23 protein-coding genes are annotated in these 24,886 nt (G+C 73.0%); 10 read left to right on the top strand and 13 right to left on the bottom strand.

What is annotated here, in order from left to right; translation table 11 throughout:
* Nucleotide 1 precedes the first annotated feature (1 nt).
* Complete coding sequence (locus tag ACGF5U_RS21835) at nucleotides 2–232, top strand: dodecin (RefSeq protein ID WP_392711630.1); 231 nt, start codon at nucleotides 2–4, stop codon at nucleotides 230–232.
* A 62-nt stretch (nucleotides 233–294) separates the two neighbouring features.
* Here the strand turns inward: ACGF5U_RS21835 and ACGF5U_RS21830 are convergent, their stop codons facing one another.
* Nucleotides 295–801: a hypothetical protein gene (locus ACGF5U_RS21830; RefSeq protein ID WP_392711629.1), complete on the bottom strand. Its 507-nt coding sequence runs from the start codon at nucleotides 799–801 to the stop codon at nucleotides 295–297.
* A gap of 71 nt (nucleotides 802–872) precedes the next feature.
* Here ACGF5U_RS21830 and ACGF5U_RS21825 point away from each other — a divergent pair, with 71 nt between their 5' ends.
* Nucleotides 873–1,877, top strand: a complete 1,005-nt coding sequence (locus tag ACGF5U_RS21825) for an MsnO8 family LLM class oxidoreductase (protein ID WP_392711627.1) — start codon at nucleotides 873–875, stop codon at nucleotides 1,875–1,877.
* A gap of 173 nt (nucleotides 1,878–2,050) precedes the next feature.
* Here ACGF5U_RS21825 and ACGF5U_RS21820 read toward each other — a convergent pair whose 3' ends face one another.
* The 5 genes from ACGF5U_RS21820 to ACGF5U_RS21800 all read right to left on the bottom strand — a co-directional run bounded on the left by ACGF5U_RS21820 (nucleotide 2,051) and on the right by ACGF5U_RS21800 (nucleotide 7,059).
* Entirely contained in the window at nucleotides 2,051–2,875 is an 825-nt protein-coding gene (locus ACGF5U_RS21820) for a tyrosinase family protein (protein WP_392711626.1), read from the bottom strand.
* An 18-nt stretch (nucleotides 2,876–2,893) separates the two neighbouring features.
* Nucleotides 2,894–3,316 carry a tyrosinase cofactor gene (locus ACGF5U_RS21815; protein WP_392711625.1) on the bottom strand — a complete coding sequence of 141 codons (423 nt, stop codon included), beginning with the start codon at nucleotides 3,314–3,316 and terminating at the stop codon, nucleotides 2,894–2,896.
* 299 nt (nucleotides 3,317–3,615) lie between these two features.
* The gene (locus tag ACGF5U_RS21810; RefSeq protein ID WP_392711623.1) at nucleotides 3,616–4,362 is read right to left on the bottom strand and encodes a succinate dehydrogenase/fumarate reductase iron-sulfur subunit; all 747 of its coding nucleotides are present in this window, start codon (nucleotides 4,360–4,362) and stop codon (nucleotides 3,616–3,618) included.
* Nucleotides 4,359–6,341 (bottom strand): fumarate reductase/succinate dehydrogenase flavoprotein subunit, encoded by a 1,983-nt coding sequence (locus ACGF5U_RS21805; RefSeq protein WP_392711622.1) that lies wholly within the window; start codon nucleotides 6,339–6,341, stop codon nucleotides 4,359–4,361. The genes ACGF5U_RS21810 and ACGF5U_RS21805 overlap by 4 nt, the downstream gene beginning before the upstream one ends.
* Before the next feature lies 1 nt (nucleotide 6,342).
* Nucleotides 6,343–7,059: a succinate dehydrogenase cytochrome b subunit gene (locus tag ACGF5U_RS21800; protein ID WP_392711621.1), complete on the bottom strand. Its 717-nt coding sequence runs from the start codon at nucleotides 7,057–7,059 to the stop codon at nucleotides 6,343–6,345.
* Between the two features lie 84 nt (nucleotides 7,060–7,143).
* Between ACGF5U_RS21800 and ACGF5U_RS21795 the strand changes: the two genes are divergently transcribed.
* The gene (locus ACGF5U_RS21795) at nucleotides 7,144–8,043 is read left to right on the top strand and encodes a LysR family transcriptional regulator (protein ID WP_392711916.1); all 900 of its coding nucleotides are present in this window, start codon (nucleotides 7,144–7,146) and stop codon (nucleotides 8,041–8,043) included.
* Between the two features lie 82 nt (nucleotides 8,044–8,125).
* Here ACGF5U_RS21795 and ACGF5U_RS21790 read toward each other — a convergent pair whose 3' ends face one another.
* From ACGF5U_RS21790 to ACGF5U_RS21780, 3 genes are all read right to left on the bottom strand, one after another.
* On the bottom strand, nucleotides 8,126–10,291 hold the full coding sequence (locus ACGF5U_RS21790) for a putative bifunctional diguanylate cyclase/phosphodiesterase (protein ID WP_392711620.1): 2,166 nt from the start codon (nucleotides 10,289–10,291) through the stop codon (nucleotides 8,126–8,128).
* Nucleotides 10,288–11,100, bottom strand: a complete 813-nt coding sequence (locus tag ACGF5U_RS21785) for an SAM-dependent methyltransferase (protein WP_392711619.1) — start codon at nucleotides 11,098–11,100, stop codon at nucleotides 10,288–10,290. Before ACGF5U_RS21785 ends, ACGF5U_RS21790 begins: the two co-directional genes overlap by 4 nt.
* Before the next feature lie 221 nt (nucleotides 11,101–11,321).
* Nucleotides 11,322–12,341 (bottom strand): SCO0930 family lipoprotein, encoded by a 1,020-nt coding sequence (locus ACGF5U_RS21780; RefSeq protein WP_392711618.1) that lies wholly within the window; start codon nucleotides 12,339–12,341, stop codon nucleotides 11,322–11,324.
* A gap of 208 nt (nucleotides 12,342–12,549) precedes the next feature.
* Here ACGF5U_RS21780 and ACGF5U_RS21775 point away from each other — a divergent pair, with 208 nt between their 5' ends.
* The 3 genes from ACGF5U_RS21775 (at nucleotide 12,550) to ACGF5U_RS21765 (ending at nucleotide 14,752) form a co-directional block, all read left to right on the top strand.
* Nucleotides 12,550–13,116, top strand: coding sequence for a hypothetical protein (locus tag ACGF5U_RS21775; protein WP_392711617.1), 567 nt, complete (start codon nucleotides 12,550–12,552; stop codon nucleotides 13,114–13,116).
* A gap of 152 nt (nucleotides 13,117–13,268) precedes the next feature.
* Nucleotides 13,269–14,030 carry a hypothetical protein gene (locus tag ACGF5U_RS21770; RefSeq protein ID WP_392711615.1) on the top strand — a complete coding sequence of 254 codons (762 nt, stop codon included), beginning with the start codon at nucleotides 13,269–13,271 and terminating at the stop codon, nucleotides 14,028–14,030.
* Between the two features lie 191 nt (nucleotides 14,031–14,221).
* Nucleotides 14,222–14,752 carry a hypothetical protein gene (locus tag ACGF5U_RS21765; protein WP_392711614.1) on the top strand — a complete coding sequence of 177 codons (531 nt, stop codon included), beginning with the start codon at nucleotides 14,222–14,224 and terminating at the stop codon, nucleotides 14,750–14,752.
* A gap of 106 nt (nucleotides 14,753–14,858) precedes the next feature.
* Here the strand turns inward: ACGF5U_RS21765 and ACGF5U_RS21760 are convergent, their stop codons facing one another.
* Nucleotides 14,859–15,344: a hypothetical protein gene (locus tag ACGF5U_RS21760; RefSeq protein WP_392711613.1), complete on the bottom strand. Its 486-nt coding sequence runs from the start codon at nucleotides 15,342–15,344 to the stop codon at nucleotides 14,859–14,861.
* A 310-nt stretch (nucleotides 15,345–15,654) separates the two neighbouring features.
* On the opposite strand from ACGF5U_RS21760, the gene ACGF5U_RS21755 reads away from it, so the two are divergent.
* Nucleotides 15,655–16,314, top strand: a complete 660-nt coding sequence (locus ACGF5U_RS21755) for a class F sortase (protein ID WP_392711612.1) — start codon at nucleotides 15,655–15,657, stop codon at nucleotides 16,312–16,314.
* A gap of 16 nt (nucleotides 16,315–16,330) precedes the next feature.
* Here the strand turns inward: ACGF5U_RS21755 and ACGF5U_RS21750 are convergent, their stop codons facing one another.
* The 3 genes from ACGF5U_RS21750 to ACGF5U_RS21740 form a co-directional block, all read right to left on the bottom strand.
* Complete coding sequence (locus tag ACGF5U_RS21750) at nucleotides 16,331–17,245, bottom strand: polysaccharide deacetylase family protein (RefSeq protein ID WP_392711611.1); 915 nt, start codon at nucleotides 17,243–17,245, stop codon at nucleotides 16,331–16,333.
* Nucleotides 17,246–17,384: 139 nt separating this feature from the next.
* The gene (lysX, locus tag ACGF5U_RS21745) at nucleotides 17,385–20,699 is read right to left on the bottom strand and encodes a bifunctional lysylphosphatidylglycerol synthetase/lysine--tRNA ligase LysX (RefSeq protein WP_392711609.1); all 3,315 of its coding nucleotides are present in this window, start codon (nucleotides 20,697–20,699) and stop codon (nucleotides 17,385–17,387) included.
* 232 nt (nucleotides 20,700–20,931) lie between these two features.
* On the bottom strand, nucleotides 20,932–22,164 hold the full coding sequence (locus ACGF5U_RS21740; protein ID WP_392711607.1) for a CapA family protein: 1,233 nt from the start codon (nucleotides 22,162–22,164) through the stop codon (nucleotides 20,932–20,934).
* 259 nt (nucleotides 22,165–22,423) lie between these two features.
* Between ACGF5U_RS21740 and ACGF5U_RS21735 the strand changes: the two genes are divergently transcribed.
* The 3 genes from ACGF5U_RS21735 to ACGF5U_RS21725 all read left to right on the top strand — a co-directional run bounded on the left by ACGF5U_RS21735 (nucleotide 22,424) and on the right by ACGF5U_RS21725 (nucleotide 24,877).
* Complete coding sequence (locus ACGF5U_RS21735; protein WP_392711605.1) at nucleotides 22,424–22,984, top strand: sigma-70 family RNA polymerase sigma factor; 561 nt, start codon at nucleotides 22,424–22,426, stop codon at nucleotides 22,982–22,984.
* A gap of 180 nt (nucleotides 22,985–23,164) precedes the next feature.
* A complete protein-coding gene (locus ACGF5U_RS21730; RefSeq protein WP_392711604.1) occupies nucleotides 23,165–23,659 on the top strand; it encodes a hypothetical protein in 495 nt (164 codons plus the stop codon).
* 123 nt (nucleotides 23,660–23,782) lie between these two features.
* Nucleotides 23,783–24,877, top strand: a complete 1,095-nt coding sequence (locus ACGF5U_RS21725; RefSeq protein WP_392711602.1) for a glutamate--cysteine ligase — start codon at nucleotides 23,783–23,785, stop codon at nucleotides 24,875–24,877.
* Nucleotides 24,878–24,886: the final 9 nt, after the last annotated feature.

Below are 24,886 nucleotides of genomic sequence, written 5' to 3'. Positions count from 1 at the left end.
CATGTCCCACCACACGTATCGCGTCACCGAGATCGTCGGCACCTCGCACGACGGCATCGACGACGCCATCCGCAACGGCATCGCGCGTGCGTCGCAGACCCTGCACAACCTGGACTGGTTCGAGGTGACCCAGGTCAGGGGCCATCTGGAGAACGGGCAGATCGCGCACTACCAGGTGGGACTGAAGGTCGGTTTCCGGCTGGACGAGGCCGGCGACGTCCACGAGGGCTGACGCCGGACACCTCACCCGGTACGCCGGCGGGGCCGGGGCCGGTCCCGCGGTCCGTCCCTGCCCTACGTACGGCCCTCCTTCTCCTGGGCCGCCTTCAGCGCCTCGGAGCTCGTGGCCCAGCGAGCGCGGACGACCCGGAAACCGGCGCGCTCCGCCGCGTCGCACACCAGCTCGTCGTCGTCCACCAGCATGCGGATCTCCCGTGCGCGGCCGATCCTGCGCAGGACCTCCAGTTTGGTCGTCCGGGCGGGCCGGCGGTCGTCGTTCCCGCGCATGTGGACGCGCCCCTCGGGGAGCCCGTGCGCGGCCAGCCAGTCCAGGGTGTCCTGGCGGCAGCGTTCGGGGCGGCCGGTGAGGTAGCGGATCTCACACTCCGCCGCCGCGTCCAGGCACAGCGCCACGCCTTCGGCGAGCGGCGGGTCCTGGGGCGCCGCGGCGAAGAACGCGTCCCAGTCGCGCGGCCCGCGTTCCAGGAACCGCTGGCGGTGGCGGGCGTCGGAGAGGGTGTTGTCGAGGTCGAACACGGCGAGTGGCCGCCGCGCGGCGGATGTGGTGCTGTCTCCTGTCACACGGCCAGCCTAGGGACCGCCGCCGTCGGGAATCCTGGCGCACCGCGGATGTTGAACCGAGCGTGAACGCCATGACCGCTCCGCTCCGGCTGTCCGTCCTCGACCGCTCCCGCACCCGTGAGGGGCGGGAACCGGCGCGGGCGCTGCGTGACACGGTCGACCTCGCCCGGGAGGCGGAGGCGCTCGGCTACCACCGCTTCTGGGTCTCCGAGCACCATGGCGTGCCGGGGGTCGCGGGGTCGGCGCCGACCGTCCTCGCGGCCGCCGTCGCCGCCGCGACGTCCACGATCCGGGTCGGTACCGGTGGCGTGATGCTGCCGAACCATCAGCCGCTGGTGGTCGCCGAGCAGTTCGGGGTGCTGGAGGCCCTGTTCCCCGGCCGGATCGACATGGGCCTGGGGCGTTCGGTGGGGTTCACGGACGGGATACGGCGGGCGCTCGGCCGTGGCAAGCGGGACGCGGACGGCTTCGCTGAGCTGCTGGACGAGCTGCTGGGCTGGTTCCGGGGGACGCAGCGGGCCCATCCGCAGGTGCACGCCCGTCCGGCGGAGGGGTTGAGGGTGCCGCCGTTCGTGCTGGCGACGGGCGAGGGCGCGGATGTCGCCGCGGCGGCCGGGCTGCCGCTGGTCATCGGGGACCTCAGGGGCCGTACGAAGGTGCTCGCCGCGATCGACCGGTACCGGGCGGGTTTCCGGCCGTCCGTGTGGGCGGAGGAGCCGTACGTGGTCGTGGCGGGCACGGTGGCGGTGGCCGCGACGCGGCGGGAGGCGGCGCGGCTACTGGTCCCGGAGGCCTGGGCGCTGGCGTACTCGCGGACGCACGGCGAGTTTCCGCCGCTCGCGCCGCCGGAGGAGGTCGAGGGGCGGACGATGACGGCCCGGCAGCGGGAGTTCTACGAGGCCGGGCTGCGCGGCCACATCCACGGCACCGAGGACGAGGTGCGGGACGCGTTGGAGGACGTGGTGGAGGAGACGGGCGCCGACGAGATCCTGGTGACGACGAGCACGTACGACCGGGTGGCGCTGCGGGACTCGTTCAGGAGACTGGCCCGGCTCGCGGGGCTGAGGGAGCGCTGAGGGACCGAGGCGCTGAGGGCTGAGGCACTGAGGGGCTGAGGGACCGAGACGCTGCGGCACTGAGGGGCTGAGGGACCGAGACGCTGAGGGACGGAGGCGCGGGATGAGCGGTGCCGGGGCGGACGGATGAGCGGTGCGGGGGCAGCCGCACCGCGTGGGTGTACCGCTCGGGCCTACGGGGTGTCGTAGGTGTAGTGCGGGGTGTGGTCGAGCATGTCGGCCGGGGTCACGTCGTTCCACGGCCGCATCGTGTCGTTCAGGTCCACGACGTCCCGGGTGCCGCCGGCGGGCAGGTAGGGCGAGTTCGGGTGGAGCTTCTGCCAGTCCGACCACAGCTTGTCCACGAACGCGTGGTGCAGCCAGAACACCGGGTCGTTCGGGGAGACTCCGGTTCCCATCTGTCCGCCCACCCAGACGTGGACGCGGTTGTGGAGGTTGACGCCGCGCCAGCCCTCAAGATGGTTGCGGAACCCGTCCGAGGCGCTGTTCCAGGGAGGCGTGTCATAGGTCTCCATGGCGAGGACGGAGTCGACCTCGGCGCGGGTCGGCAGCTGCCGACCGCCGGAGCCCAGGGACCGGCGCAGGAAGTCGCGGCCGTCGACGCGGACACCGATCGTCCAGCGGTTGCCTGAGCGGGCGAACGGGCCGTCCATGACCTGCCCGTCCCTGCTGCGGCCGGTGCCGCCGAGGAAGTCGGGCGCCCACAGGGACGCTCGGGGGGTGCGGTCGACCGTCCAGTCCCAGTAGGGCAGGGCGACGGCCGGGTCGACGGACTGGAGGGCCCGTTCGAACTCGATCAGGTACCTGCGGTGCCAGGGCAGGAACGACGGTGAACGGTGCCCGACCCGGTCACCGTTGTCGGTGTCGCTCATGATGAAGGCGTTGTGGGTGGTGACGAAGGTGTCGTACCGCCCGGTGCGCTTCAGCTCCAGAAGAGCGTCGATGAAGCGGCGCTTCTCGGTGGCGGTGAGCTGCGCCTGGTTCTTGCGTACGGTCATGGTGGTGCTGCTCCCGGATCAGGCGGTGACGAGGGGGACGAGCGGGGCGCCCTGGAGTTCCAGGACGGCGGCGCGGGCCGCGGCGCGCGGCGAGGCGACCGGCTCGTAATGGGAGATGACGCTGATCCAGGTGCCGTCGGCGTTCTGCATGACGTGCAGTTCCTCGCCGTCTATGTGCACGGTCCAGGCGCCGTGCCCGCCGTGCCCGCCGTGGCCGCCATGGCCCCCGTGGCCGCCGCCCTGTGCGGGCCTGCCCTGTATGCGGCGGCCCTTGTAGACCTCGTCGAAGGCGGCCGCGTCGCGCGCGGCGCCCGTCCGCCGCGTGGGCCGGTCCGCGGCAGGGCGGGCCAGTGACGCCGCGACCGCGGGGCCGGCGACCGTCAGGCCGGCTGCGGCGCCGGCGACGGCTCCCAGGGCATGGCGGCGAGTGATTCCGGACATGAGAAAAGAACCCCCAAGTGAGTGACTGCGGTGGTCGAACACACCCGGGGCTGTGGTCGGCAGCCCCGGCGGCATATGCCTACCGGGGCCTGTCGCATGGGGGAAATTTCCGGCATCGCGTTGGCCCGGATACGGACATCTCCCCATCTATAGTGCAGAGTTGAACGAGGTTGATCTTGTTGTCCGGGCAGCCGGAACCGGCACCCCGGAGGAAGTCCTGCACGAAATGTGTCCATCACGTGTAGATTCTTCGGCTCCGGGGCGCCGGATGTGGTGGGCCTCACGCCCGCAAACTGTCCTTAAACCGTCCGGCGGCGGGCCGCCCGCAACCACTCCCTGTTCATCGCCGCGATCGACGGCAGCGGGATGCCCTTCGGGCAGGCGGTGGCGCACTCGCCGGTCAGCGTGCAGCCGCCGAAGCCCTCCTCGTCCATCCGCGCGACCATGTCCAGGACCCGGGTCTCCCGCTCGGGGGCGCCCTGCGGGAGGACGTTGAGGTGGTTGACCTTGGCGGAGGTGAACAGCATCGCCGAGCCGTTGGGGCAGGCGGCCACACAGGCACCGCAGCCGATGCACTCGGCGTGCTCGAACGCGGAGTCCGCGTCGTCCTTCGGCACCGGCGTGGCGTGCGCCTCGGGTGCCGAACCGGTGGGGACGGAGATGTAGCCGCCCGCCTGGATGATCCGGTCGAACGCGGACCGGTCCACCACCAGGTCCTTCACGACGGGGAAGGCGGCGGCCCGCCAGGGCTCGATGTCGATGGTGTCGCCGTCCCGGAAGGACCGCATGTGCAGCTGGCAGGTCGTGGTGCGCTCCGGGCCGTGGGCGTCGCCGTTGATGACGAGGCTGCACGCGCCGCAGATGCCCTCGCGGCAGTCGTGGTCGAAGGCGACCGGGTCCTCGCCCCGGAGGATCAGGTCCTCGTTCAGGGTGTCGAGCATCTCCAGGAAGGACATGTCGGCCGAGACGCCGTCGACCTCGTACGTGGCCATGGCCCCGGGGGCCTCGGCGTTCTGCTGGCGCCAGACGCGCAGGGTGAGCCTCATGCGTAGCTCCGCTGGGTGGGGTGCACGTACTCGAAGACGAGGTCCTCCTTGTGGAGGACGGGCGCGGCGCCGGGCCCCGCGCCGTGGCCACCCGGGGACCGGCCCCCGGAACCCCGGTACTCCCAGGCCGCCGCGTAGGAGAACTCCGCGTCGTCGCGGGCGGCCTCGCCGTCCGGGGTCTGGGACTCCTCGCGGAAGTGGCCGCCGCAGGACTCGGCGCGGTGCAGCGCGTCGAGGCACATCAGCTCGGCGAGCTCCAGGTAGTCCACGATCCGGTTGGCCTTCTCCAGCGACTGGTTGAACTCCTCGCCGGTGCCCGGCACCTTGACGCGGCGCCAGAACTCCTCGCGGATCTCCGGTATCCGCTCCAGGGCCTTGCGCAGCCCGGCGTCGGTGCGGGCCATGCCGCAGTGCTCCCACATGAGTTCACCGAGCTCGCGGTGGAAGGAGTCGGGCGTACGGTCGCCGTCGACGGCCAGCAGCAGCCGCAGCCGGTCCTCGGTCTCCGCGACGGCCTCCTCCACCGCGGGGTGGGCGGCGGTGACCGGCTCCAGGCGCGGGAGGCGCGCCAGGTAGTCGTTGACGGTCGACGGCAGGACGAAGTAGCCGTCGGCGAGGCCCTGCATCAGCGCGGACGCGCCGAGCCGGTTGGCGCCGTGGTCGGAGAAGTTGGCCTCGCCGATGGCGAACAGGCCCGGGACGGTGGTCTGGAGGTCGTAGTCGACCCACAGTCCGCCCATCGTGTAGTGCACGGCCGGGTAGATCCGCATGGGGACCTCGTACGGGTTCTCCGCGGTGATCCGCTCGTACATGTCGAAGAGGTTGCCGTACTTCTCCTCGACCTTCTCCCGGCCCATCCGCCGGATCGCGTCGGCGAAGTCCAGGTAGACCCCCTGCCCGCCGGGGCCGACGCCGCGCCCCTCGTCGCAGACGTTCTTCGCGGCGCGGGAGGCGATGTCGCGCGGGACCAGGTTGCCGAAGGAGGGGTAGATCCGTTCCAGGTAGTAGTCCCGCTCGGCCTCGGGGATCTCGTTCGGCGGCCGGCGGTCGCCCTGGGCCTTCGGCACCCAGATGCGTCCGTCGTTGCGGAGCGACTCGCTCATCAGCGTCAGCTTGGACTGGTGGTCGCCGGTGCGCGGGATGCAGGTGGGGTGGATCTGGGTGAAGCAGGGGTTGGCGAAGTACGCGCCGCGCCGGTGCGCCCGCCACACGGCGGTGGCGTTGGAGTTCATGGCGTTGGTCGACAGGTAGAAGACGTTGCCGTAGCCGCCGGTGGCCAGCACGACGGCGTCCGCGAAGTGGCTGGAGATCTCCCCCGTGACCAGGTCGCGGGCGACGATGCCGCGCGCCCGCCCGTCGACGACGATCAGGTCGAGCATCTCGGTACGGGCGTGCAGTTCGACGTTGCCCGCCGCGATCTGCCGGGACAGCGCCTGGTAGGCGCCCAGCAGCAGCTGCTGCCCCGTCTGGCCCCGGGCGTAGAAGGTGCGGGAGACCTGGACGCCGCCGAAGGAGCGGGTGTCCAGGAGCCCCCCGTACTCGCGGGCGAAGGGCACGCCCTGGGCGACGCACTGGTCGATGATCTCGACGGAGATCTGGGCGAGCCGGTGCACGTTCGACTCGCGGGCGCGGAAGTCGCCGCCCTTGACCGTGTCGTAGAACAGCCGGTGGACCGAGTCGCCGTCGTTGCGGTAGTTCTTCGCGGCGTTGATGCCGCCCTGCGCGGCGATCGAGTGGGCGCGGCGCGGCGAGTCCTGGTAGCAGAACTGGACGACGCGGTAGCCCTGTTCGGCGAGCGTCGCCCCGGCGGAGCCGCCGGCGAGGCCGGTGCCGACGACGATGACGGTGTGCTTGCGGCGGTTGGCCGGGTTGACCAGCTTCGCCTCGAAGCGGCGGGTGTCCCAGCGTTCGGCGATCGGCCCGCGCGGGGCCTTGGTGTCGGCGATCGGCGCGCCGGTCTCGTATGCGAGGAAGCTCATGTCAGCTCACCACTCCGGTCATGACGGCGACGGGTACCGAGACGAAGCCGGCGGTCAGCACCAGCGCGAGGGTGTTCGCGACGGCCTTCAGGGCACGGTCGCGACGCGCGCTGCCGACGCCGAGGGTCTGCGCGGCGCTCCAGAAGCCGTGCCGGACGTGCAGCCCGACGGCGAGCATCGCGACGATGTAGACGGCGTTGCCGTACCAGGTGGAGAAGGTCGCGACGACGTTCTCGTACGGGTGGCCGGGCTGGGCGTTGGGGTTGACGGTGAGGGTCGTGAGGTCGAGCAGGTGCCAGACGATGAACAGCGCGACGATGACCCCGCCCCAGCGCATCGTGCGGGTGGCGTAGCTCGCCCGGCGGCGCCTGCGCGCGTAGCCGACGGGCCTGGCCCGCAGATCCCGCCGGCTCAGCTGGTACGCGGAGACGGCGTGCGCGACGACGGACACGAGGAGTACGGCGCGGACGATCCACAGCGCCCATTCGCGGTGGAGCACCGGGTCGCCCATGGTGCGCAGCCAGTGGCCGTACGCGTTGAACTCCGCCGGGCCGAAGAACACCTTGAGGTTGCCCAGCACATGGGCGACGAGATAACCGAGCATGATCAGGCCGCTCACGGCCATGACCGTCTTCTTGCCGACGGTCGACCCCCAGAGCGTGCGGAGGAGGGACGGTTTTCGGTCCGTCCGCGTCGCGGATCGCGTTGCAAGAGCCATGGGTCACGACGCTAGGGCCGGAGGTCCCCAGAGGTCCAAGACATGGTTCGGCTCATGTCCATAGGCATCGCCTATGGTGGAGGGGTGCAGTTCCAGCAGCTCCAGTACTTCGTCGCGGTGGCCGAGACGCGTCACTTCACCCGGGCCGCCGAACGCGTCCATGTCTCCCAGCCCTCGCTGTCCCAGCAGATCAGGGCCCTGGAGAAGGAGCTGGGCGCCGAGCTGCTGCGCCGCGCCAGGGGCAACATCACGCTCACCGACGCCGGTGAGGCGCTGCTGCCGCTGGCCCGCCGGATCCTCGCCGACGCCGACACGGCCCGGCACGAGGTGCAGGAGCTGGCGCAGCTGCGCCGGGGCCGGGTGCGGCTCGGGGCGACGCCCAGCGTGTGCACCGGTCTGCTGCCCGGGGTGCTGCGCGCCTTCCACGACCTGCATCCGGGCATCGAGCTGCTCATCGAGGAGGGCGGCTCGCACGATCTCGTACGGGAGCTGGCGCGCGGCGCGCTGGACCTGGCGCTGGTGGTGCTGCCGCTGCCCACGCCGTCGCCCGCCCTGACCACCGTCGAGCTGCTCCGCGAGGACCTGGTGGTGGTGTCGTCGGCCGGGGAGCCGCCGCCGCCACGACCCGTGCGGATCGCCGATCTGGAGGGCCGGCCGATGGTGATGTTCCGGCACGGCTACGACCTGCGGGACCTCACGGTCGCCGCGTGCCGCGCGGCCGGGTTCGAGCCGTCGTTCACGGTGGAGGGCGGCGAGATGGACGCCGTGCTGGGTTTCGTACGGGCGGGCCTCGGCCTCGCCGTCGTCCCCGGCATGGTCGCCGCGAGCGCGGGCCGCGACCTGCGGGTCACCGCCCTCGCCCCGCCGGGGCTGCGCCGGACGATCGCGCTCGCGCACCGCAGCGACGTGGCACCGCCGCGGGCGGCGCGCGAGCTGCGCCGGGTGCTGCTCGGCTCGCTGCCACCGGGCGGCGCGGGCGCGTGAGCACGCGGCACGGGGTGACCCGGCGGGCGGGCGGGAGGGCCCGCCGCCCGGGTCCGCACCGCGCACGCGTCCGGGTCCGCGTCTACACCGCGTCCGCCAGGAGCAGGGAGTGGATGCGGTCCGGGGCCCCGGGGCGGGCGTAGTACCAGCCCTGGGCCGTGTCGCAGCCGAGTTCGCGGAGCTGCTGCGCCTGGGCGCCGGTCTCGACGCCCTCGACGGTCACGGCGAGCTCCAGACTGTGCGCCAGCGACACGATGCCCTCAACGATCTTGAGGTCGACCGGGTCGGCGGGGTGCTGCTGCATGCCCCGGGTGAAGGAGCGGTCCAGCTTCAGCACGCTCACCGGCAGCCGGCGCAGGTTGGCGAGGTTGGAGTAGCCCGTGCCGAAGTCGTCCAGCGCTATGTCGACACCCATCTCGGCGAGTTGCCGCAGCGGCTTCAGCAGGTCCTCCTCGGCGCCGATCAGCGCGGACTCGGTGACCTCCAGGCACAGCGCGCCCGGTTCGAGCCCGGAGCGGTCGAGGACGTCCACGATGTCGTTGACCAGGCCGGGGTGGTGCAGCTGGGTCGGCGACAGGTTGACGTTGATGCGCAGCGGACCGCCGTCGGCGTGCCGGTCCTGCCAGAACCTCGCCTGCCGTACGGCCTCCTGGAGCACCCAGCGCCCGAGCGGGACGATCAGCCCGGTGTGCTCGGCGAGCGGGATGAACCGGTCCGGGCCGAGGACGCCGTGCTGGGGATGGCACCAGCGCACCAGCGCCTCCGCGCCGTGCACGCTGCCGTCGCCGAGGTGGACGAGCGGCTGGTACTCGATGAAGAACTCGCCCCGCTCCAGGGCGGCGGGCAGCGCCGTCGTCAGACCGTGCCGGGTGATGGCGCGGGCGTCCGCCTCGGGGTCGGCCCGCTCGAACCGGTTGCCGCCCGCCGACTTGGCCCGGTACATCGTGATGTCGGCGCTCCGCAGCACCTCGGCCGAACCCTGCTCGCCCGCGCGGCCCTCCACGATGCCGATGCTGCCGCGCACCGTCAGCTCACGGCCGTCGAGCCGGATGGGGGTCGCGAGGGCCGCCAGGATGCGGTGCGCCAGCTCCTCGGTGGCCCGTTCGGTGTCGGGGCCGGTGGTGAGGGCGACGAACTCGTCGCCGCCGAGCCGGGCGACCATCTCGCCCGGCGCGGTCGCGCAGCTCTGGAGCCGGTCGGCGACCTCGACGAGGAGCCGGTCGCCCGCCGAGTGGCCGAGGCTGTCGTTGATCGCCTTGAAGCCGTCGATGTCCAGGTAGCAGAGCCCGAAGTGGGTGCCGTCGCCCGCGGACAGCGTCTTGTCCAGCCGTTCGAAGAACAGCGTCCGGTTGGGCAGCCCCGTCAGCGCGTCGTGCGTCGCCTCGTACCGCAGGCGCAGGTTGAGCAGCCGGCGTTCGGTGGTGTCCTCCATCAGGGCCAGCTGGTACTGCGGCCGGCCGTCGGCGTCCCGGAGCAGGGAGACCGTCAGATTGGTCCACAGGGCCGTGCCGTCGGTCCGGTAGAACGGCTTCTCCACCCGGAAGTGCTCGCGTTCGCCGCGGACCAGTTCGCCGTAGAGCTTCCAGACGTGCGGGGCGTCCTCGGGGTGGACCCATTCGCTCACGTTGCGGCCCCGGACCAGGGAGTCCAGGCCCCCGAACATCCGGGTGAGGGCCTCGTTGACCTCCAGGACGTTCCCCTGCAGGTCGGCGATGCCGATCCCGATGGCGGCGCCTTCGAAGACCGCTCGGAAGCGGGCCTCGGTGGCGTGCAGCGCCTGTTCGGCGAAGCTGCGCGCGGCGAGGGCGGAGCGGGCGATGGCCTCCTGTTCGGCCAGGGTGCGTTCGCGCAGCGCCTGGGCGAACCCGGCCGCCATGGCGTGCTGGAGCCGGGCGCAGCGGGCGCGCAGCTCCTCGGCGGGGAGCGGCGACGCGGCGCCGCAGTAGAGCACCAGGTACGCGTCGACGACCCCGAGGGTGCGGCTGAGCGCGTCGGGGTCGGTGCAGTGCGCGGCGACCAGGGCGGCGCCGACCCGGTGCGCGGCCGCCGGGTCGAAGGGCCGCTCGTGCAGGGCGGCGCTCAGCTGCCCGGCGAGCGGCCGCAGATGCTGTTCGAACTCGGTGCGGGTCATCGACGTGGCCGTGACCGGGAAGATGGCCCGGCTCCAGATGGTCGCGAACCGCCGGAGTCTGTCCTCGGGGCCGTCCGGTTCCGCCGCGGAGCCGGACGCCTGCGCCGGGATGCTCACCCCTTGCGCCCCACCCCTGCGAAGCCCGAGAAGGCGAATGGATCCTCCTGCTCGGACGGGGTCTCGGGCCGCCAGCGCGGCATGGACACCAGGCCGGGTTCGACGATCTCGTATCCGTCGAAGAAGCGGGTGACCTCCTCGCGGGAGCGCATCACCAGCGGGTTGCGGATGTCGCGGTAGACGCCGACGGTGCCGCCCGCCTGCTCCTCGGGCACCGGAACGCCCTCGAACGAGGCGTGGGTGAGGATCAGGAGGCTGCCGGGCGCGAGGGCCTCGGTCAGTTCGGCCACGGCCCGCTGCGGTTCGTCCTCGTCCTCGATGAAGTGCAGGACGGCGACGAGGAGGAGGGCGACGGGCCGGTCCAGGTCGAGGAGGCCGGTCACCTCGGGGCTGGTGAGGATCTCCCCGGGCTTGCGGAGGTCGGCGGCGACGACGGTGGACCGGTCGTCGCCCGCGAGGACGGCGCGGCTGTGGGCGACGGCCACCGGATCGTGGTCGACGTACACGACGCGGGCGTCGGGGGTCGCCGCCTGGGCGACCTCGTGGACGTTGCCGAAGGTGGGTATGCCGGAGCCTATGTCCAGGAACTGGGTGATGCCCTCGGCGGCGGCGTGGCGCACGGCGCGGCGCATGAACGCCCGGTTGGCCTGCATGATCTTGGGCAGTCCCGGCATGAACTCCATGGCCTTGCGGGCTGCCTCCCGGTCGACCTCGAAGTTGTGCGAGCCGCCCAGGTAGTAGTCGTAGATGCGGGACACGCTCGGCACCGAAAGGTCGATGCCCGGCGGGGCCCAGGCGGGACGCTCCATCGTTGTCTCCAACAGTCGCCACGGAGGAAGTGGCCATGTGCATGGCCGGTGTTCGAGCCGAGGCTACTGATCGCCCGCCGAGAGAGCGAGTGGAACCGGAAAATAGCGATCCGTTCTTGGTCACACGCCACTGGCACGTGCGGGCGCGCGGAACCGGCCCGCCGGTCACGCGGGGGGCGTGAGACGGCGGGCCGGCGGGTCGAAGACGCGCGTGGGGGACTCTACTTGGGCGCTCCGACCAGCTTGCCTTCCGGCGACACGGCGTACCAGGTGCCACCGACACCCTGGCCGTTGGTGTCGCCGGGCTTCTTGTCACCGGCGAAGGTGTAGAGCGGCCAGCAGTCGATGGTCTGCTGCTTGATGCCGTCGGGCCGGCTGAAGGTCACGTACCCCTTCTTGGTGATGCCCTCGGTGTCGTTCTTGTCGACGGGCGCGACCACCGGCCACTTGTCCAGGCAGGCGTCGGTGCAGGCGGTCTTCATGGGCCAGGCCGAGTCCTTCTGGAACCGGTAGACGGTCATGCCCTCGCGGTCGACGACGATCTCGCCGAGCTTGGGGTCGTTGCGGACCGACAGGCCGGCCCGGTCGGCGGCCGAGGCGTCGCCGCCCTTGTCGCCTCCGGCGCCATCGCCGTACTCGTCGTCTCCGCCGCCCGCGGGCTGCTTCTCGTCGGACGCGTTGCCGGGAGCGGCCTTCTTGCCGTCCGGCGCGGCGGCGTACCAGGTGCCGCCGACGCCCTGGCCGTTGATGTCACCGGCCTTGGTGTCCTTGGCGTACCGGTACATCGGCCAGCCGTCGACGGTCAGCTGCTTCGTGCCGTCGGAGCGGGTGACCTCGCCCAGCAGCGAGGGGGCCACACCGGCGGGCGGCTTGGCGCCGTCCGCGGCCACCACGGGCCACGCCTTGGCGCATTCACCCTCGCAGGCCGACTTCGGCGGGCTCGCGGTGTCCTTGTCGAAGCGGTAGAGGGTGAAGCCCTTGCTGTCGGTGAGGACCTTGCCGAACTGGTCGCTCTCCCGGACGGCGAGCTGACCCGCCGCGGTGGCCGCCGTGGCGCCGGACGCCGATCCGTAGTCGCCGCCGTAGCCGTTGCCGTTCTCGGCGGGTGCTCCGGCCGGTGCGGCGGCACCCACGGACTGGCCGCCGAGGTTCTGGCCGCCGTTCTCCTGACCGCACGCCGTCGTCAGCGCGAGCACGGCCGCCGCGGTCACCGCGAGCGAGGCGTTCCGCCAGGTCTTCATGTCGACTCCCGTTGAATGCAGTTCGGTTGCGGCGACCGAGGTGCGCCGTTTCATGGCCTTGAGTACGGGTGCGGGGGCCGTCGGCGTTCAACGCGTACCGAAAGAATTTCTCCGGGGCCGTATGCACGGCTGTGCGAGACACCCACCATCAGGCGAATCGCGGCCGTTCCCCGGATACGCGGGGGCGGCTGTGCTCATGATCTCCGGCGTGTACGGAACCCTTGCCGCGCGGCTGCTGACGGCCGCGCTCCTCGTCTGGCTGTCGGTCAGCGGCCCACCGGCCGCCGCCGACAGCTGCGCCTACGCCTCCATCGGCCCCGGCGGTCCCGGCACCTCGGTCGCGCGCGCGGGCCCGTCGGCCGTCTGTACGCCGCCCGCGAGCCCCGTACCGACGCCCACACCGACGCCGACCCCCACTCCGACCCCCACCCTGGAGCCGCCCCCGCCCCCTCCCCCGCCGAAGCCCGCCCCGCCCACGGTGACGGCGGTGCCCGTACCGCCGCCCGCGCCGCCGCCACCACCGCCACCGCCGCCCCGGGCGCCCGTACCGCCGCCACCGGCGCCGGCTCCCCCACCGCCCTCGCCGTCACCGTCACCGTCCCGGTCGGCGTCACCGGCCGTACCGCCCTCGCCGCCGCCCGTGGCGCTGCCGTCCTACCGGCGTGCGGAGCGCCCGAAGCCGGAAGGGGGCCCGTCGTTGGTGTCGCTGACGCTCCTGCTGACCGCGCCCGCGGTGTTCGCCGCCGCCGTGCTGCGTCCCCGCTCCTCCCGCTGACCCGTCCGTACGGCCGCGTACGCACAAACACCTCCCCGCGCCTTCCTCCGCACGGCCTTCCTTCCCACGATCCCGTCCCCACGCCCCGTCCCCACGACCTCCCTTCCCACGCCATCCCTCCCCGCATCCGACTCACCGACGGAGAGATTCCCTTGTCGGAATGGCTTGTTCTGACCATCGCGATGGCCTCCGCCTGCGCGGTCGTCCTCACCATCGTCGCCATCAACCACCGCCGTGTCGGCGACGACGACGATCCGACCGAGACCCCGGACGTCATGGAGTACATGACGATGATGATCGGGGTCGTGTACGCGATCGTGCTGGGCCTCGCGATCGCCGGTGTCTGGGAGGGCCGCAGCGCCGCCCAGGAGAGCGTCCGGCAGGAGGCCCAGGCCCTGCACGAGGTACGGGTCCGTTCCGAGGTCTGGCCGGCGGAGGTCCATGCCAGGATCCGGGACGACGTCGACGCGTACGTCTCACATGTCGTCGGGTCCGAGTGGGACACCATGGCTGAGCGGGGAGAGCTGTCCGAGAAGGGCGGCGAGCTGCTGTACAAGCTGCGGCGCGACGTCACCGACTACCGGCCGGCGGACGACCACGAGGGCGAGGCGTACCAGCCGCTGGTCGACCAGGTGGCGCTGGTCGACGACGCCCGTACCTCCCGGGGCGAGAACGCGGGCGAGACGATGCCGGGGGTGGTCTGGTTCGGGCTCGTCACCGGGGCGCTGATCACGGTGGGGCTGATCTTCACGCTCCAGATCCGCCGCACCTTCCGGGAACTGCTGCTGGCGGGGCTGTTCAGCGCGCTGATCGCGTTCCTGCTGTTCCTGATCTGGGCCATCGACGCGCCCTTCGGCCGCGGCGTGTCCGCGACGGCGGAACCGTTCATGGCGTTGTTCCCGCATCTGGAATGAGCCCGTGCGGCGCACGGCGGGGCCCGGTCGCGGGTCGGGTTCGGCCGTCCGGGGGACCGCCGTGCCCCATTCGCCCTCCTACGCTCGCGGGTGTGGTAGGGCACTCCTAGCGTTTCGGGCATCGAGGGGTATGTCACGAGCTCAGCGGATAACGGTTCCGCAGCTGCCTCTCGGGACCCGGAGGACTCACCATGCGCGCGATAGGTGCCGCTTCCGCCGCTCTGCTCGGAGCGGCGGCTCTCGCTCTCACCGCCCCTACCGCCTCGGCGGTGCCTTCCTATGCCGTCAATCCGTCGACCGTGGCGCCGGGCGGCAAGGTCACCCTCACCGCGCCCGAGTGCGCGGGCACCGCGATGGCCTCGTCGGGGGTCTTCGACACGGTGACCATCCCGGCCGGCGGCTCAGCGACGGCCACCGTCGACTGGGACGCCAAGCGGGGCGCCGTCTACACCGTGTCGTTCACCTGCGCGGGCGGGGCGCCCGGCACGGCACAGCTGACCATCGCCACCGCGCCGACCATCAGCACCACCGCCGTGCCGACGGTGACGCGGACGGCCACCGTGGTCGCCCCGCCGACGCAGGGCGTGCGCGGCGGTGTGGGCGGCAGCGTCGGGGACGACTGGCACGCCGGCCAGATCGCCGCCGGTACCGCGCTGGTGGTCGCCGCGGCCACGGGCGTCGTCTACGTGGTGCGCCGCAGGGCCGACCAGCGCCGGCACTGACACCCGCAACCACCTGAAACAGCCTGGCACGCCCGTCGCCCCCGAAGTCCCGGCCGGGACTTCGGGGGCGACGGGCGTGGTCGGCCCGACCGGGAGGTTCTGCCGGTCAGGCCTTCCCGCCGCTCAGGCGACGGCGGCGGGCCAGGAACAGGCCGCCGCCGACGGCCGCGGTGCCTACCAGCGCCGCGCCGACGGCCATCTCGGTGGAGCTCGGCGCCATGGAACCGCCGAGTCCGCCCTGGGCGCCGCGCCCCTTGATGACGGTGAAGGACCGGGTGACCACTCTCGCGTTGTCGCTGCACTTGACGGCGAGGTTGTACTGCCCCGGGGTGGCGTGGTCGTAGATCCGGGGCGTGGCGGCGGAGTGGCCCGAGGCGTTCACCGTGAGGGCCGTCTTGGGGAAGGCGTTGGACGTGACGGTGCCGCCGTGGCCGCAGCCCATGGCGCTGACCGCGAGCTGGCCGCCCTGGTGTACCTGGGTCGGGGAGACCGTGACGTTGGTCGGGCCGTTGGTGGCGGCGGCGAAGGGGGCTGAGAGCCCCACGGCCGCGCATGCGGCGGCGGCGACCGCGAAAGCGCGTGAAGCACGCATCGTTGAACCTCCAGTGGAAGACGCACCGAAGCGGCGCTCCGGGAACTCGACGAATGCGTCCTCCATGACGAACCCTCACAAACTCATGTGATCGTCGCATTTCGGCACTGGTCCACCCCGGTGAGCCGACACGCCGGGGCGGGCCCTTCCCGCCTGATGGAGTCGCAGGTCACGGACCGTCAGCGTGCCGGTGCCCGCGATGACTCGGATGGGTCATCACCCGTCCGCCCCGCCACCCGTTCGCCCCGCACTGATCGCCGACCGGGTGCGGCGCGCTTACCGTGCCCACAGACGCCGTGAAGGGAGAAGCATGGGCCTGGACCACAGCGACTGGGAGCCGAGGAGACGCTCACCGTGGGGCGCGCTGGCTCTCGTCATGCTCACTGGTCTCGCGATGATGCGGAACGGTGTCGATGTCGAGCTGGGGCCGCCGCAGCCGGCCGCCGCGGCGTCGCCCGACGTCCGGCGGGTCGTCGGCGCCGCCCCGACACCGGCGGCGGGGCTGGAGCCGCTGGCGTACGCACCGGCCTCCCGGATCCGGATCGACTCCCTGAAGGTGGACGCGCCGATCATGGACGTGGGTCTGGACCAGGAGGGCTGGATCAGCGCTCCCCCGCCGCAGGACCGGAACCTGGCCGGCTGGTACCAGAACGGCATCTCGCCGGGCCAGCGCGGTACGTCGATCATCGTGGGCCATGTCGACAACGCGTCGGGGCCCGCGGTGTTCTACAGCCTCGGCGCGGTCCGGCAGGGCCAGCACGTCGAGGTCACCCGGTACGACGGGCGGGTCGCGGTGTTCCAGGTGTACGGGGTCGAGGTGTTCTCCAAGGACGACTTCCCCGGTGTCCGGGTCTACGGCGACACCGGCTACCCCGAGCTGCGGGTGATCACCTGCGGCGGTGGCTACTCCAGGGCGGGCGGCTACGACGGCAACGTCGTCGTCTTCGCCCGGATGGTCGCGACCCGCTGAGCAGCCACCGCGGCCGTCACCGCCGGGGCACCGTCAGGTGGTACCCGGCGTCCAGCAGTCCGGGCAGGTAGACGCGGAGCGCGGCCACGCTCTGCGACCGGTCGCCGCCCGCGTCGTGCGACAGGACCACGACCCCGGGCCCGGCCCCGTCCAGGACGCGGCGCACGATCGTGCGGGTGCCCGGCTCCTTCCAGTCCAGGGTGTCCACGGTCCAGGCGAGCGGTTCCATGCCGAACTCGGCGCCGATCTCGAACGAGTGCCGGTTCCACGCCCCGAACGGGGCCCGGTACCACAGGGGCGCGCTGCCGGTCGTCTGCTCGATCACCTCGCTGGTGCCGCCCAGTTCGGCCCGGATGCGGGACGGGGGCAGCCTGGGGATGAGCGGGTGCGACCAGGAGTGGTTGCCCACGACGTGTCCGTCGTCCGCCATCTCGCGCAGCAGGTCGGGGTGGCGCGCGGCCATCTCCCCGCAGACGAAGAACATGGCGCGGACGCCGTGGTGGCGCAGGGTCGCCAGGATGTGCGGGGTGTACCGGGGGTCGGGGCCGTCGTCGAACGTGAGGACCATCGTGTTGCCGGCGCCCGAGACCCTCAGGAAGGGCCGCTGGCGGACGGGCGGCAGGGCACGCCTGAAGCGGGGCGGGGCGTACGCGGTCATCGGCTGGAGCCGGTACGGGGAGGCCGGCGGACGGCCGCCCGCCGGCGCGCCCCCGGCCGGTGCCGGCACCGGAGGGGCGGCGGACGGCGAGGGAGGGACGGCCGACGGCGTGGGAGGGACAGCGGACGGCGTGGGTACGGGGGCGGTCGCGCCGGCCTCGCCGGGCCCTGCGGACCGGTCCACGGCGAACAGGCCGACGGTGGTGGTGGCGCCGAGCGCGGCGGCGATGCGCAGCACCGCCCGCCGCCCCGAAGCCATCTGATCCTTTTTCATGACCAATGGCTTGCACGGGGGCGGCCCTTCGCCGCAGCCCCACACCGGCCACGCCGCCGAATGCACCCGATGGGACCAGTGGAGCGCGGAGCGCGGCGCCCGGACCGTGGATCCCGGAGCGGACCGCGGCCCCCGGTCGTCAGTGGCGGCGGACGAGCGGGAACGGCAGCGTCTCGCGGATGGTCAGCCCGGTGAGGAACATGACGAGCCGGTCGACGCCGATGCCGAGTCCGCCGGTCGGCGGCATCGCGTACTCCAGGGCGTCGAGGAAGTCCTCGTCCAGCTCCATCGCCTCCGGGTCGCCGCCTGCCGCGAGGAGGGACTGCTCGGTGAGCCGCCGCCGCTGCTCCACCGGGTCGGTGAGTTCGGAGTAGGCGGTGCCCAGCTCCGTACCGAAGGCGACGAGGTCCCAGCGCTCCGCGAGGCGGGGATCGCGCCGGTGCTGGCGGGTGAGCGGGGAGACGTCGGTCGGGAAGTCCTTGTAGAAGGTGGGCAGCCGGGTCGGCTCCTCCACGAGCCGTTCGTACATCTCCAGGACCACGTCACCCCGTGTGCCGTCGGGCGCGTGCGGCACGCCCGCGCGGTCGCAGAGCCGCCGCAGCGCCTCCTCGTCCGTGTCCGCGTCGACCTCTTCGCCGAGCGCGTCGGAGATCGCCCCGTACACCGTCCTGACCGGCCAGGGCCCGGAGATGTCGTGTTCGACGAGGCGGCCGTCCGCGTCCGCCGCGCGGGCGACGGGCGCGCCGAAGGCGGCGGTGGCGGCGCCTTGGACGAGCTCGCGGGTGAGGTCGAGCATCACGTCGTAGTCGGCGAACGCCTGGTAGGCCTCCAGCATCGTGAACTCGGGGTTGTGCTTGTAGGACACGCCCTCGTTGCGGAAGGTGCGGCCCAGCTCGAAGACCTTCTCCAGGCCGCCGACGCACAGCCGCTTGAGGTACAGCTCGGGTGCGATGCGCAAGTACAGGTCGAGGTCGTAGGCGTTGATGTGGGTGGTGAACGGGCGGGCGTTGGCGCCGCCGTGGACCTGCTGGAGCATCGGCGTCTCGACCTCCAGGTAGCCGCGGTCCAGGAGACCCTGCCGCAGCGCCTGGACGGCCGCCGACCGGGCGCGGACGACCTCGCGGGCGGCGGGGCTCGCGACGAGGTGCAGGTAGCGCCGGCGCACCCGGGCCTCGGGGTCGGCGAGCCCGCGCCGCTTGTCGGGCAGGGGGCGCAGGCACTTGCCGGTCAGCTGCCAGTCGGTGACGAAGACGGACAGTTCGCCCTTGTCGCTCGCGCCGATCTCGCCGGTGGCGGTCAGCTGGTCGCCGAGGTCGATGTCGGCGGTGAACCTGTCCAGTACGGCGGCTCCCGAGCCGTCGCGGGTCAGGACGAGCTGGAGGTCGCCGGACCAGTCGCGCAGGACGGCGAAGACAACGCCGCCGAAGTCGCGTACGAGCATCACGCGGCCGGCGACCGTGGCCGGCCGCCCGGTGCGGGTGCCCGGAGCGAGGGAGAGGTGGGCGGCGCGGATCGCGGCCAGGGTGTCGGTGGGGCGGGGGGTGCCGACGGGGTACGGGTCGGTGCCGTCGGCCCGTAGCCGCTCCAGCTTCCGCCGGCGGACGCGGAGCTGTTCGGGCGTGCGCCGCTCGGGCGGCTCGTGGCCCGTGCCGGGCCCGGTGAGGCCGAGGGCGTCGATCGGGGGCAGGCCCTCGGTGGTGACCGGTGCGGTGACGGCGCCGGGACGACGGCCCCGGCCCCACAGCGACCGCAGGCTGGGGACGGAGACGAACCCCTCGGCGATTCCGGAGGCGAGGGCGACGCGGGCGAGGGAACCGGCGTCGGCGTAGCAGAGGAACCGGGGGTACCACTCGGGCTGGTACTTGACGTTGGAGCGGTACAGCGCCTCCAGTTGCCACCACCGCGAGAGGAACAGCAGCAGTCGGCGCCAGACCCGCAGGACGGGTCCGGCGCCGATGCGCGCGCCTTCCTCGAACGCCGCGCGGAACACGGCGAAGTTGAGGGAGATCCGCCGGATGCCGAGCTTGGGGGCGTACGCGCAGAGCTCGGCGACCATGAACTCCATGACGCCGTTGGGCGCGTTGCGGTCGCGGCGCATCAGGTCCAGCGAGATGCCGTCGCGGCCCCAGGGCACGAAGGAGAGCAGCGCGATGAGCTCGCCGTCGCCGTCGAGGGCCTCCACCATCAGGCAGTCGCCGTCGGCCGGGTCCCCGAGCCGGTCGAGCGCCATGGAGAAGCCGCGCTCGGTCTCGGTGTCGCGCCATGCGTCGGCCCGTTCGACGATGCGCCGGGTCTCGTCGTCGCCGAGGGCCGCGTGGCGGCGGATCCTGGTGGTGGCGCCCGTCCGCCGTACCCGGTTCACGGCCTGGCGGGTCACCCGCATGTCACGGCCGTCCAGGTCGAACCGGGCGACCTGCAGGATCGCCTCGTCGCCGAGCTGGATGGCGGCGAGCCCGGAGCGGGCGTAGGCGTGGGCGCCGTCCTCGGACGCGCCCATGACGGCCGGCGCCCACGCGTAGCGGCGGGCCACGTCCAGCCAGGCGTCGACGGCCGCCGTCCAGGCTGCGGGGTCGCCCACGGGGTCGCCGCTGGCGAGGCAGACGCCCGCCTCGACGCGGTAGGTGACGGCGGCGCGGCCGCTCGGCGAGAAGACGACCGCCTTGTCGCGGCGCGTGGCGAAGTACCCGAGCGAGTCGCGTGCGCCGTACGCGCCGAGCAGGGCCCTGATGCGGGGCTCCTCGTCGCCGTGGAGGGCGGCCACCATGCGCTGGGAGCGGAACAGCGTGGCGGCGGCGCCGAGCAGCGCCAGCGCGCCGAACAGGCCGAGCAGGAAGAACAGCGGGCGCGGCGGCGCCCCGTCGAAGCTGTCGCCCGAGACGAGGCCGCCGAGCACGCGGTTGGCGGCCCACAGCAGCCGCTGGCCGCGCGGGACGGTGCCGGGGAACGCCTCGACGAGGCCCCAGCCCGCGAGCACGCCCGCGCCGAGCCCGACGAGCAGCACCCGCAGCGCCCGCCACCAGGCGCCGCGCCGGGTCTGGGCGGAGAACTCGTCGCGGGCCAGGACGAGCAGGGTGAGCGCGGCCAGGCACAGGACGAGGTTCGCGGTCCATGACCAGTCGGCGGCGAACACCAGCAGCAGGACGTCCGCGAGGAGCAGCAGGGTCACATAGGCGACGACGAGCCACCACGCGACCCTCTTGCGGGCGCCGACGGCCGCCGCGAGCAGCAGCAGGAACACCGCGTAGGCGAGGTTCGCGCTGACCGGGACGGTGACGCGGTCGAGGAACCAGGCGAGGGGCCGCAGCAGCCGCCGCAGTGCGGGGAGCAGGGCGAGGACCGCGCAGAACAGGCCGATCGCGCCGAAGAACGCGGCGAACGCGTCCGGCACGCGGCCGAGCCCGCGGTGACGGGTGGTGGGACGGGTGGTGGAGGTCCGCTCCGCGCCGGCACTCATGATCCGACTCTAAGGACGGGCCGGACGGGCTGCCTGTCGAACCCCTCCCGCGCGCGGGTGGCCCGGGCGCGGGGCGCTGCGGGAACCGTCGGCGGTACGGAACCTCCCCCGCGCCCGGTCGCCCTAGGGCTTGGCGACCGACGGCGTCGGCCGCGGACGTGCGTGCCACGGCGGGCGGCCGCGGACGTGCGTGCCACGGCGGGCGGCCCGAGTATGATCCGCCGGACCCGGCCTACCCGCCCATCACGAGTCCGTCGGCGGCGGCGCCCCGGCTCAGGGTGACCTGACGGATCCGGTCGCGTACGTCGGTGAGGCCGGTCTCGCCGGCGTCGATGGCGGCGTTCAGGTCGACGACCCGGTTGGTCTGCGTGTTGAACCACTGCGGGAGGAACTCGGCCTTGGCGACCTCCCACCGCCGTCCCGGCTTCTCCGGCGGGACGAAGGTGAACCGGCCGATGGTGCCCTCGTTGCCGCGCGGGTCGAAGGCGCCGGAGTGGTTGACCATCGCTCCGGCGATCTGGTCGCCCATGCCGTAGATGATCCAGGTGCCGTTGACCTTCTCGTACGCCTGGGGGACATGGGCGTGGGTGCCGAGGATGAGGTCGATGTCGGGGCGCCCGTCGGTGGTGGACGCGGTCAGGGCGCGGCCCAGCGTGAGCTGACGGGTGTCGGGGGCGGTCTGCCACTCGCTGCCCCAGTGCAGGCTGACCACGACGACGTCGGCCCCGGCCGCGCGGGCGGCGCGGGCGTCGGTGACGATCCTGCCCTCGTCGATGAGGTTGACGATCCAGGGCTTGTCGACGGGGACCGGGATGCCGTTGGTGCCGTAGGTGTACGCGAGGTGGGCGACCTTGGCTCCGGCCGCGTTGAGCATGGTCGGGGTGTTCGCCTCGTCGGCGCTCCGGGCTGACCCGGCGTGTCGGACCCCCGCCTTGTCGAGGTGGTCGAGGGTGCGGCGCACCCCGTCCGCGCCGTCGTCCAGGGTGTGGTTGGAGGCGGTGGAGCAGGAGTCGTAGCCGGTGGCGCGCAGGGCGGTGGCGACCTGGGGCGGCGACTTGAAGGAGGGGTATCCGGTGAAGGGCCCGCCGTCGCGTCCGTACACCGTCTCCATGTGGCAGACGGCCAGGTCGGCGCGTGAGACGACCGGCTTGACGCCGGCGAGCATCGGGCCGAAGTCATAGCCTTCGCCGCCCGCGTCGGCCTGGGCCTGCCGGATGATCGAGGCGTGCGGCAGGACGTCTCCGGTGGCCACGAGGGTGAAGCCGCGCGCGGTGCGGGCGGGGCCGCCGCCCGGCGAGCGGTCGGGCCCGGCGCTCGCCTCGCGCGGTGGGGCGGAGCCGCTGTGCGGTGAGGGCCCGGCGCAGCCCGCGGCGGTGGCGGCGGCGGTGAGGAGGCATACCGCCATGGCGGCGCGCGTGGCGGCTCCGGCGCTTCGGGGGCGGGTGCGGGTGGTGCGGGTGTTCATGGGGAGCTCCCTGAGGGCTGCGGGCATGTGGTGGCTCCCTGAATGCACACCGGACATACAACCCAGTCAATCATCAAAGCATGTAAGTAAGACTATTTAGCTGAAACGGAGCCAACCGTTCTACCCGACCGTTCGCCGCACCACTCGCCGCTCGGTGCGACCGCTCGCCGCACACCGCGGTGCGGCGCCTGTCCCTGGACGCCCGGATGCGTTCGTATACGGGCCGAGGCCCGAAGTACGGCGGGAAAGGGTGTGAACGATGACGACGGCGACGGTGACCACCGACGAGCGAGCCCTGGAGGAGCTCCAGCGGGAACACGGGCCCGCACTGCTCAGCTTTCTCCTCGGCCTCACCTACGGGGACCAGCAGCGGGCCGAGGACCTGCTCCAGGAGACGCTGGTACGGGCCTGGCAGCACCCGGAGGCCTTCGAGGCCCCGTACGAGTCGATGCGGCCCTGGCTGTTCACGGTCGGCCGGCGGCTCGCGATCGACGCCCGCCGCTCCCGGATGGCCAGGCCCACCGAGATCGGCGACAGCGTCCTCGACACCACGCCCGACCCGGCGGACGTCACCGAGTCGGCGGTGGCCGCCCTCGACGTCAGGGCGGCGGTACGGGAGCTGAGCCCCGAACACCGGGCGGTGCTGGTGCGGCTCTACTTCCACGGGCTGACCGTGAACGAGGCGGCGGCGGAGCTCGGTATACCGGCGGGAACGGTCAAGTCCCGTTCGCACTACGCGCTGCGCGCGCTCGGCAGGTGCCTGCCGGGCTACAGCCGACCGCTCCCCGGAGCTCTGGCCACGGATCCCGCACGCCCCTGAAAACCCTCGCGACACGTTCCTTCCCGCAGGTCACGGACCGAAGAGGAACGTATTCGAAACCACAGCCTCAAGTTGAGCAAAGAACGGCCGTCGGCCATGCCTCTCGGTGGAGGCTCGTCGTCAGACATACGCCGCCCGAGAGAGACGCGCGGAAGAACCGTCCGGGAGAAGGTGGGAACGTTGCGGCCCGAGAGCACGAACGGCACCGGCGGGGGCGGCCTCGCCGTCCCGATGGACTGGCTGTGTGCCGAGTATCTGGCCGATGAACTACTACGGGCGGGCGGTCTCGCCGACCCCGGCTCACTGGAGTATCTGGCGGGCCGCCGGACGCTCGCGCTGACGATCTACCTCTGCGAAGGACCGGGGCCGGGCCCCGACGAGCGGCTGGAGGAGTGGCTGGACCGCACCGCCTACGACCACCCCTGGCAGGACTGGGTCCGCGAGCGGCTGGCCGCCCGGCGACAGGCCGGGGGCGGCGCCGGCGAACCCGGGCTGGCGCTGGCGCTGGGCGCCTGGCGGCGACTGGAGGAGACCGAACTGCTCGCCGCCGACCTCGGCGCGCTGCCGCCCGCCCCCGCGGCGGCCGGGATCGTCGTCGACGAATCGGCCCAGGTGTGGCTGCCCTCCTGGCAACTGGGGCTGCCTCTCGGCCACTTGGCCCTGCACCTGTACTGAGCGGCCGACGACGCCCTGTTGCCGCCGCCGGGGCCTGACGGTCATCCTGAGGTGCGCCGCCGCCTGACGCCCGGCGCCGCGCCGAGCGCGTGTCAGGACCGGTGGGTGCGGGGAGTGGTCGCGATGGTCGCAGGGCCCTTACGGCGCGTGGTGACCATGGGCGTGGAGGAAGAGTTCATCCTGCTCGACGCCCACAGCGGGCTACCGGCGGCACGGAGCACCGACGTGCTCGACGCCGACCGCCGGCTGCACCGCCCGGAGCACGGGCCGGGCCCGCAGCGGGAGCTGCTGACCACCATGGTGGAGACGGCCACCGCCGTGTGCACAGGCCTCGCGCAGGTGCGCGGCGAGCTCACCGCCGCGCGCGCCCGGCTGGTCCAGGCGGCCCGCAAGGCCGGGGTGCGGCCGCTCGCCAGCGGCACCGCGCCGATGGCGGCGCCCGCCCGCGAGGTGAGCCCGACACCCCACTACCGCCAGATGGCCCGGCTGTACGGGAGCCTCACGGACGAGACGGAGACCTGCGGCTGCCACGTCCACGTGGGCGTGCCCGACCGGGGCACCGCCGTCGCCGTGCTCAACCATCTGCGGCCCTGGTTACCGGTCCTGCTCGCGCTGTCCGCCAACTCGCCCTACCACCAGGGCGTGGACACCGGGCACGCGAGCTGGCGCACGCTCGTCCTGTCCCGCTGGCCCACCCACCAGATCCCGCCGTACTTCGAGTCGGCCGACGACTACGAGACGACGCTCGGCGCGCTGCGGCGCAGCGGTGTCCTGCCCGCCCGCGCCGCCAACGCCTACTGGCTCGCCCGCCCGTCCAGCCATCTGCCGACCGTGGAGGTGCGGGTCGCCGACGTCACGCCCAGCGTGGACGAGGCGGTCCTGCAGGCCGGACTCACCCGGGCGCTGGTCACCACCGCCCTGGACGCGGTGGCCCTCGGGCGGCGGGCGCCGCGTCTGCCGGACCATGTCGTGCGGGGCGCGCTGTGGACGGCGGCCCGCCACGGGCTGCGGGGCCCCGCCGTCCACCCGGTCACGGGACTGCCGGTGCCGGCCCGTGACGCGGTGCGCGATCTGCTGGCCCTGGTGCGCCCGGCCCTGGAGGCGGCCGGGGACGAGGCGGAGGTCCAGGACCTCGTGGCACGGGTGCTGACCCGGGGCAACGGCGCGGACCGCCGGCGCCGCGGAGGGGATGCGGCGACCCCGTGGACGGCGCTGTAGGCCGACGCG

The organism is Streptomyces sp. NPDC047886, assembly GCF_043204435.1.
Taxonomy (GTDB): domain Bacteria; phylum Actinomycetota; class Actinomycetes; order Streptomycetales; family Streptomycetaceae; genus Streptomyces.
This window is presented reverse-complemented; position numbering and strand designations above follow the sequence as displayed.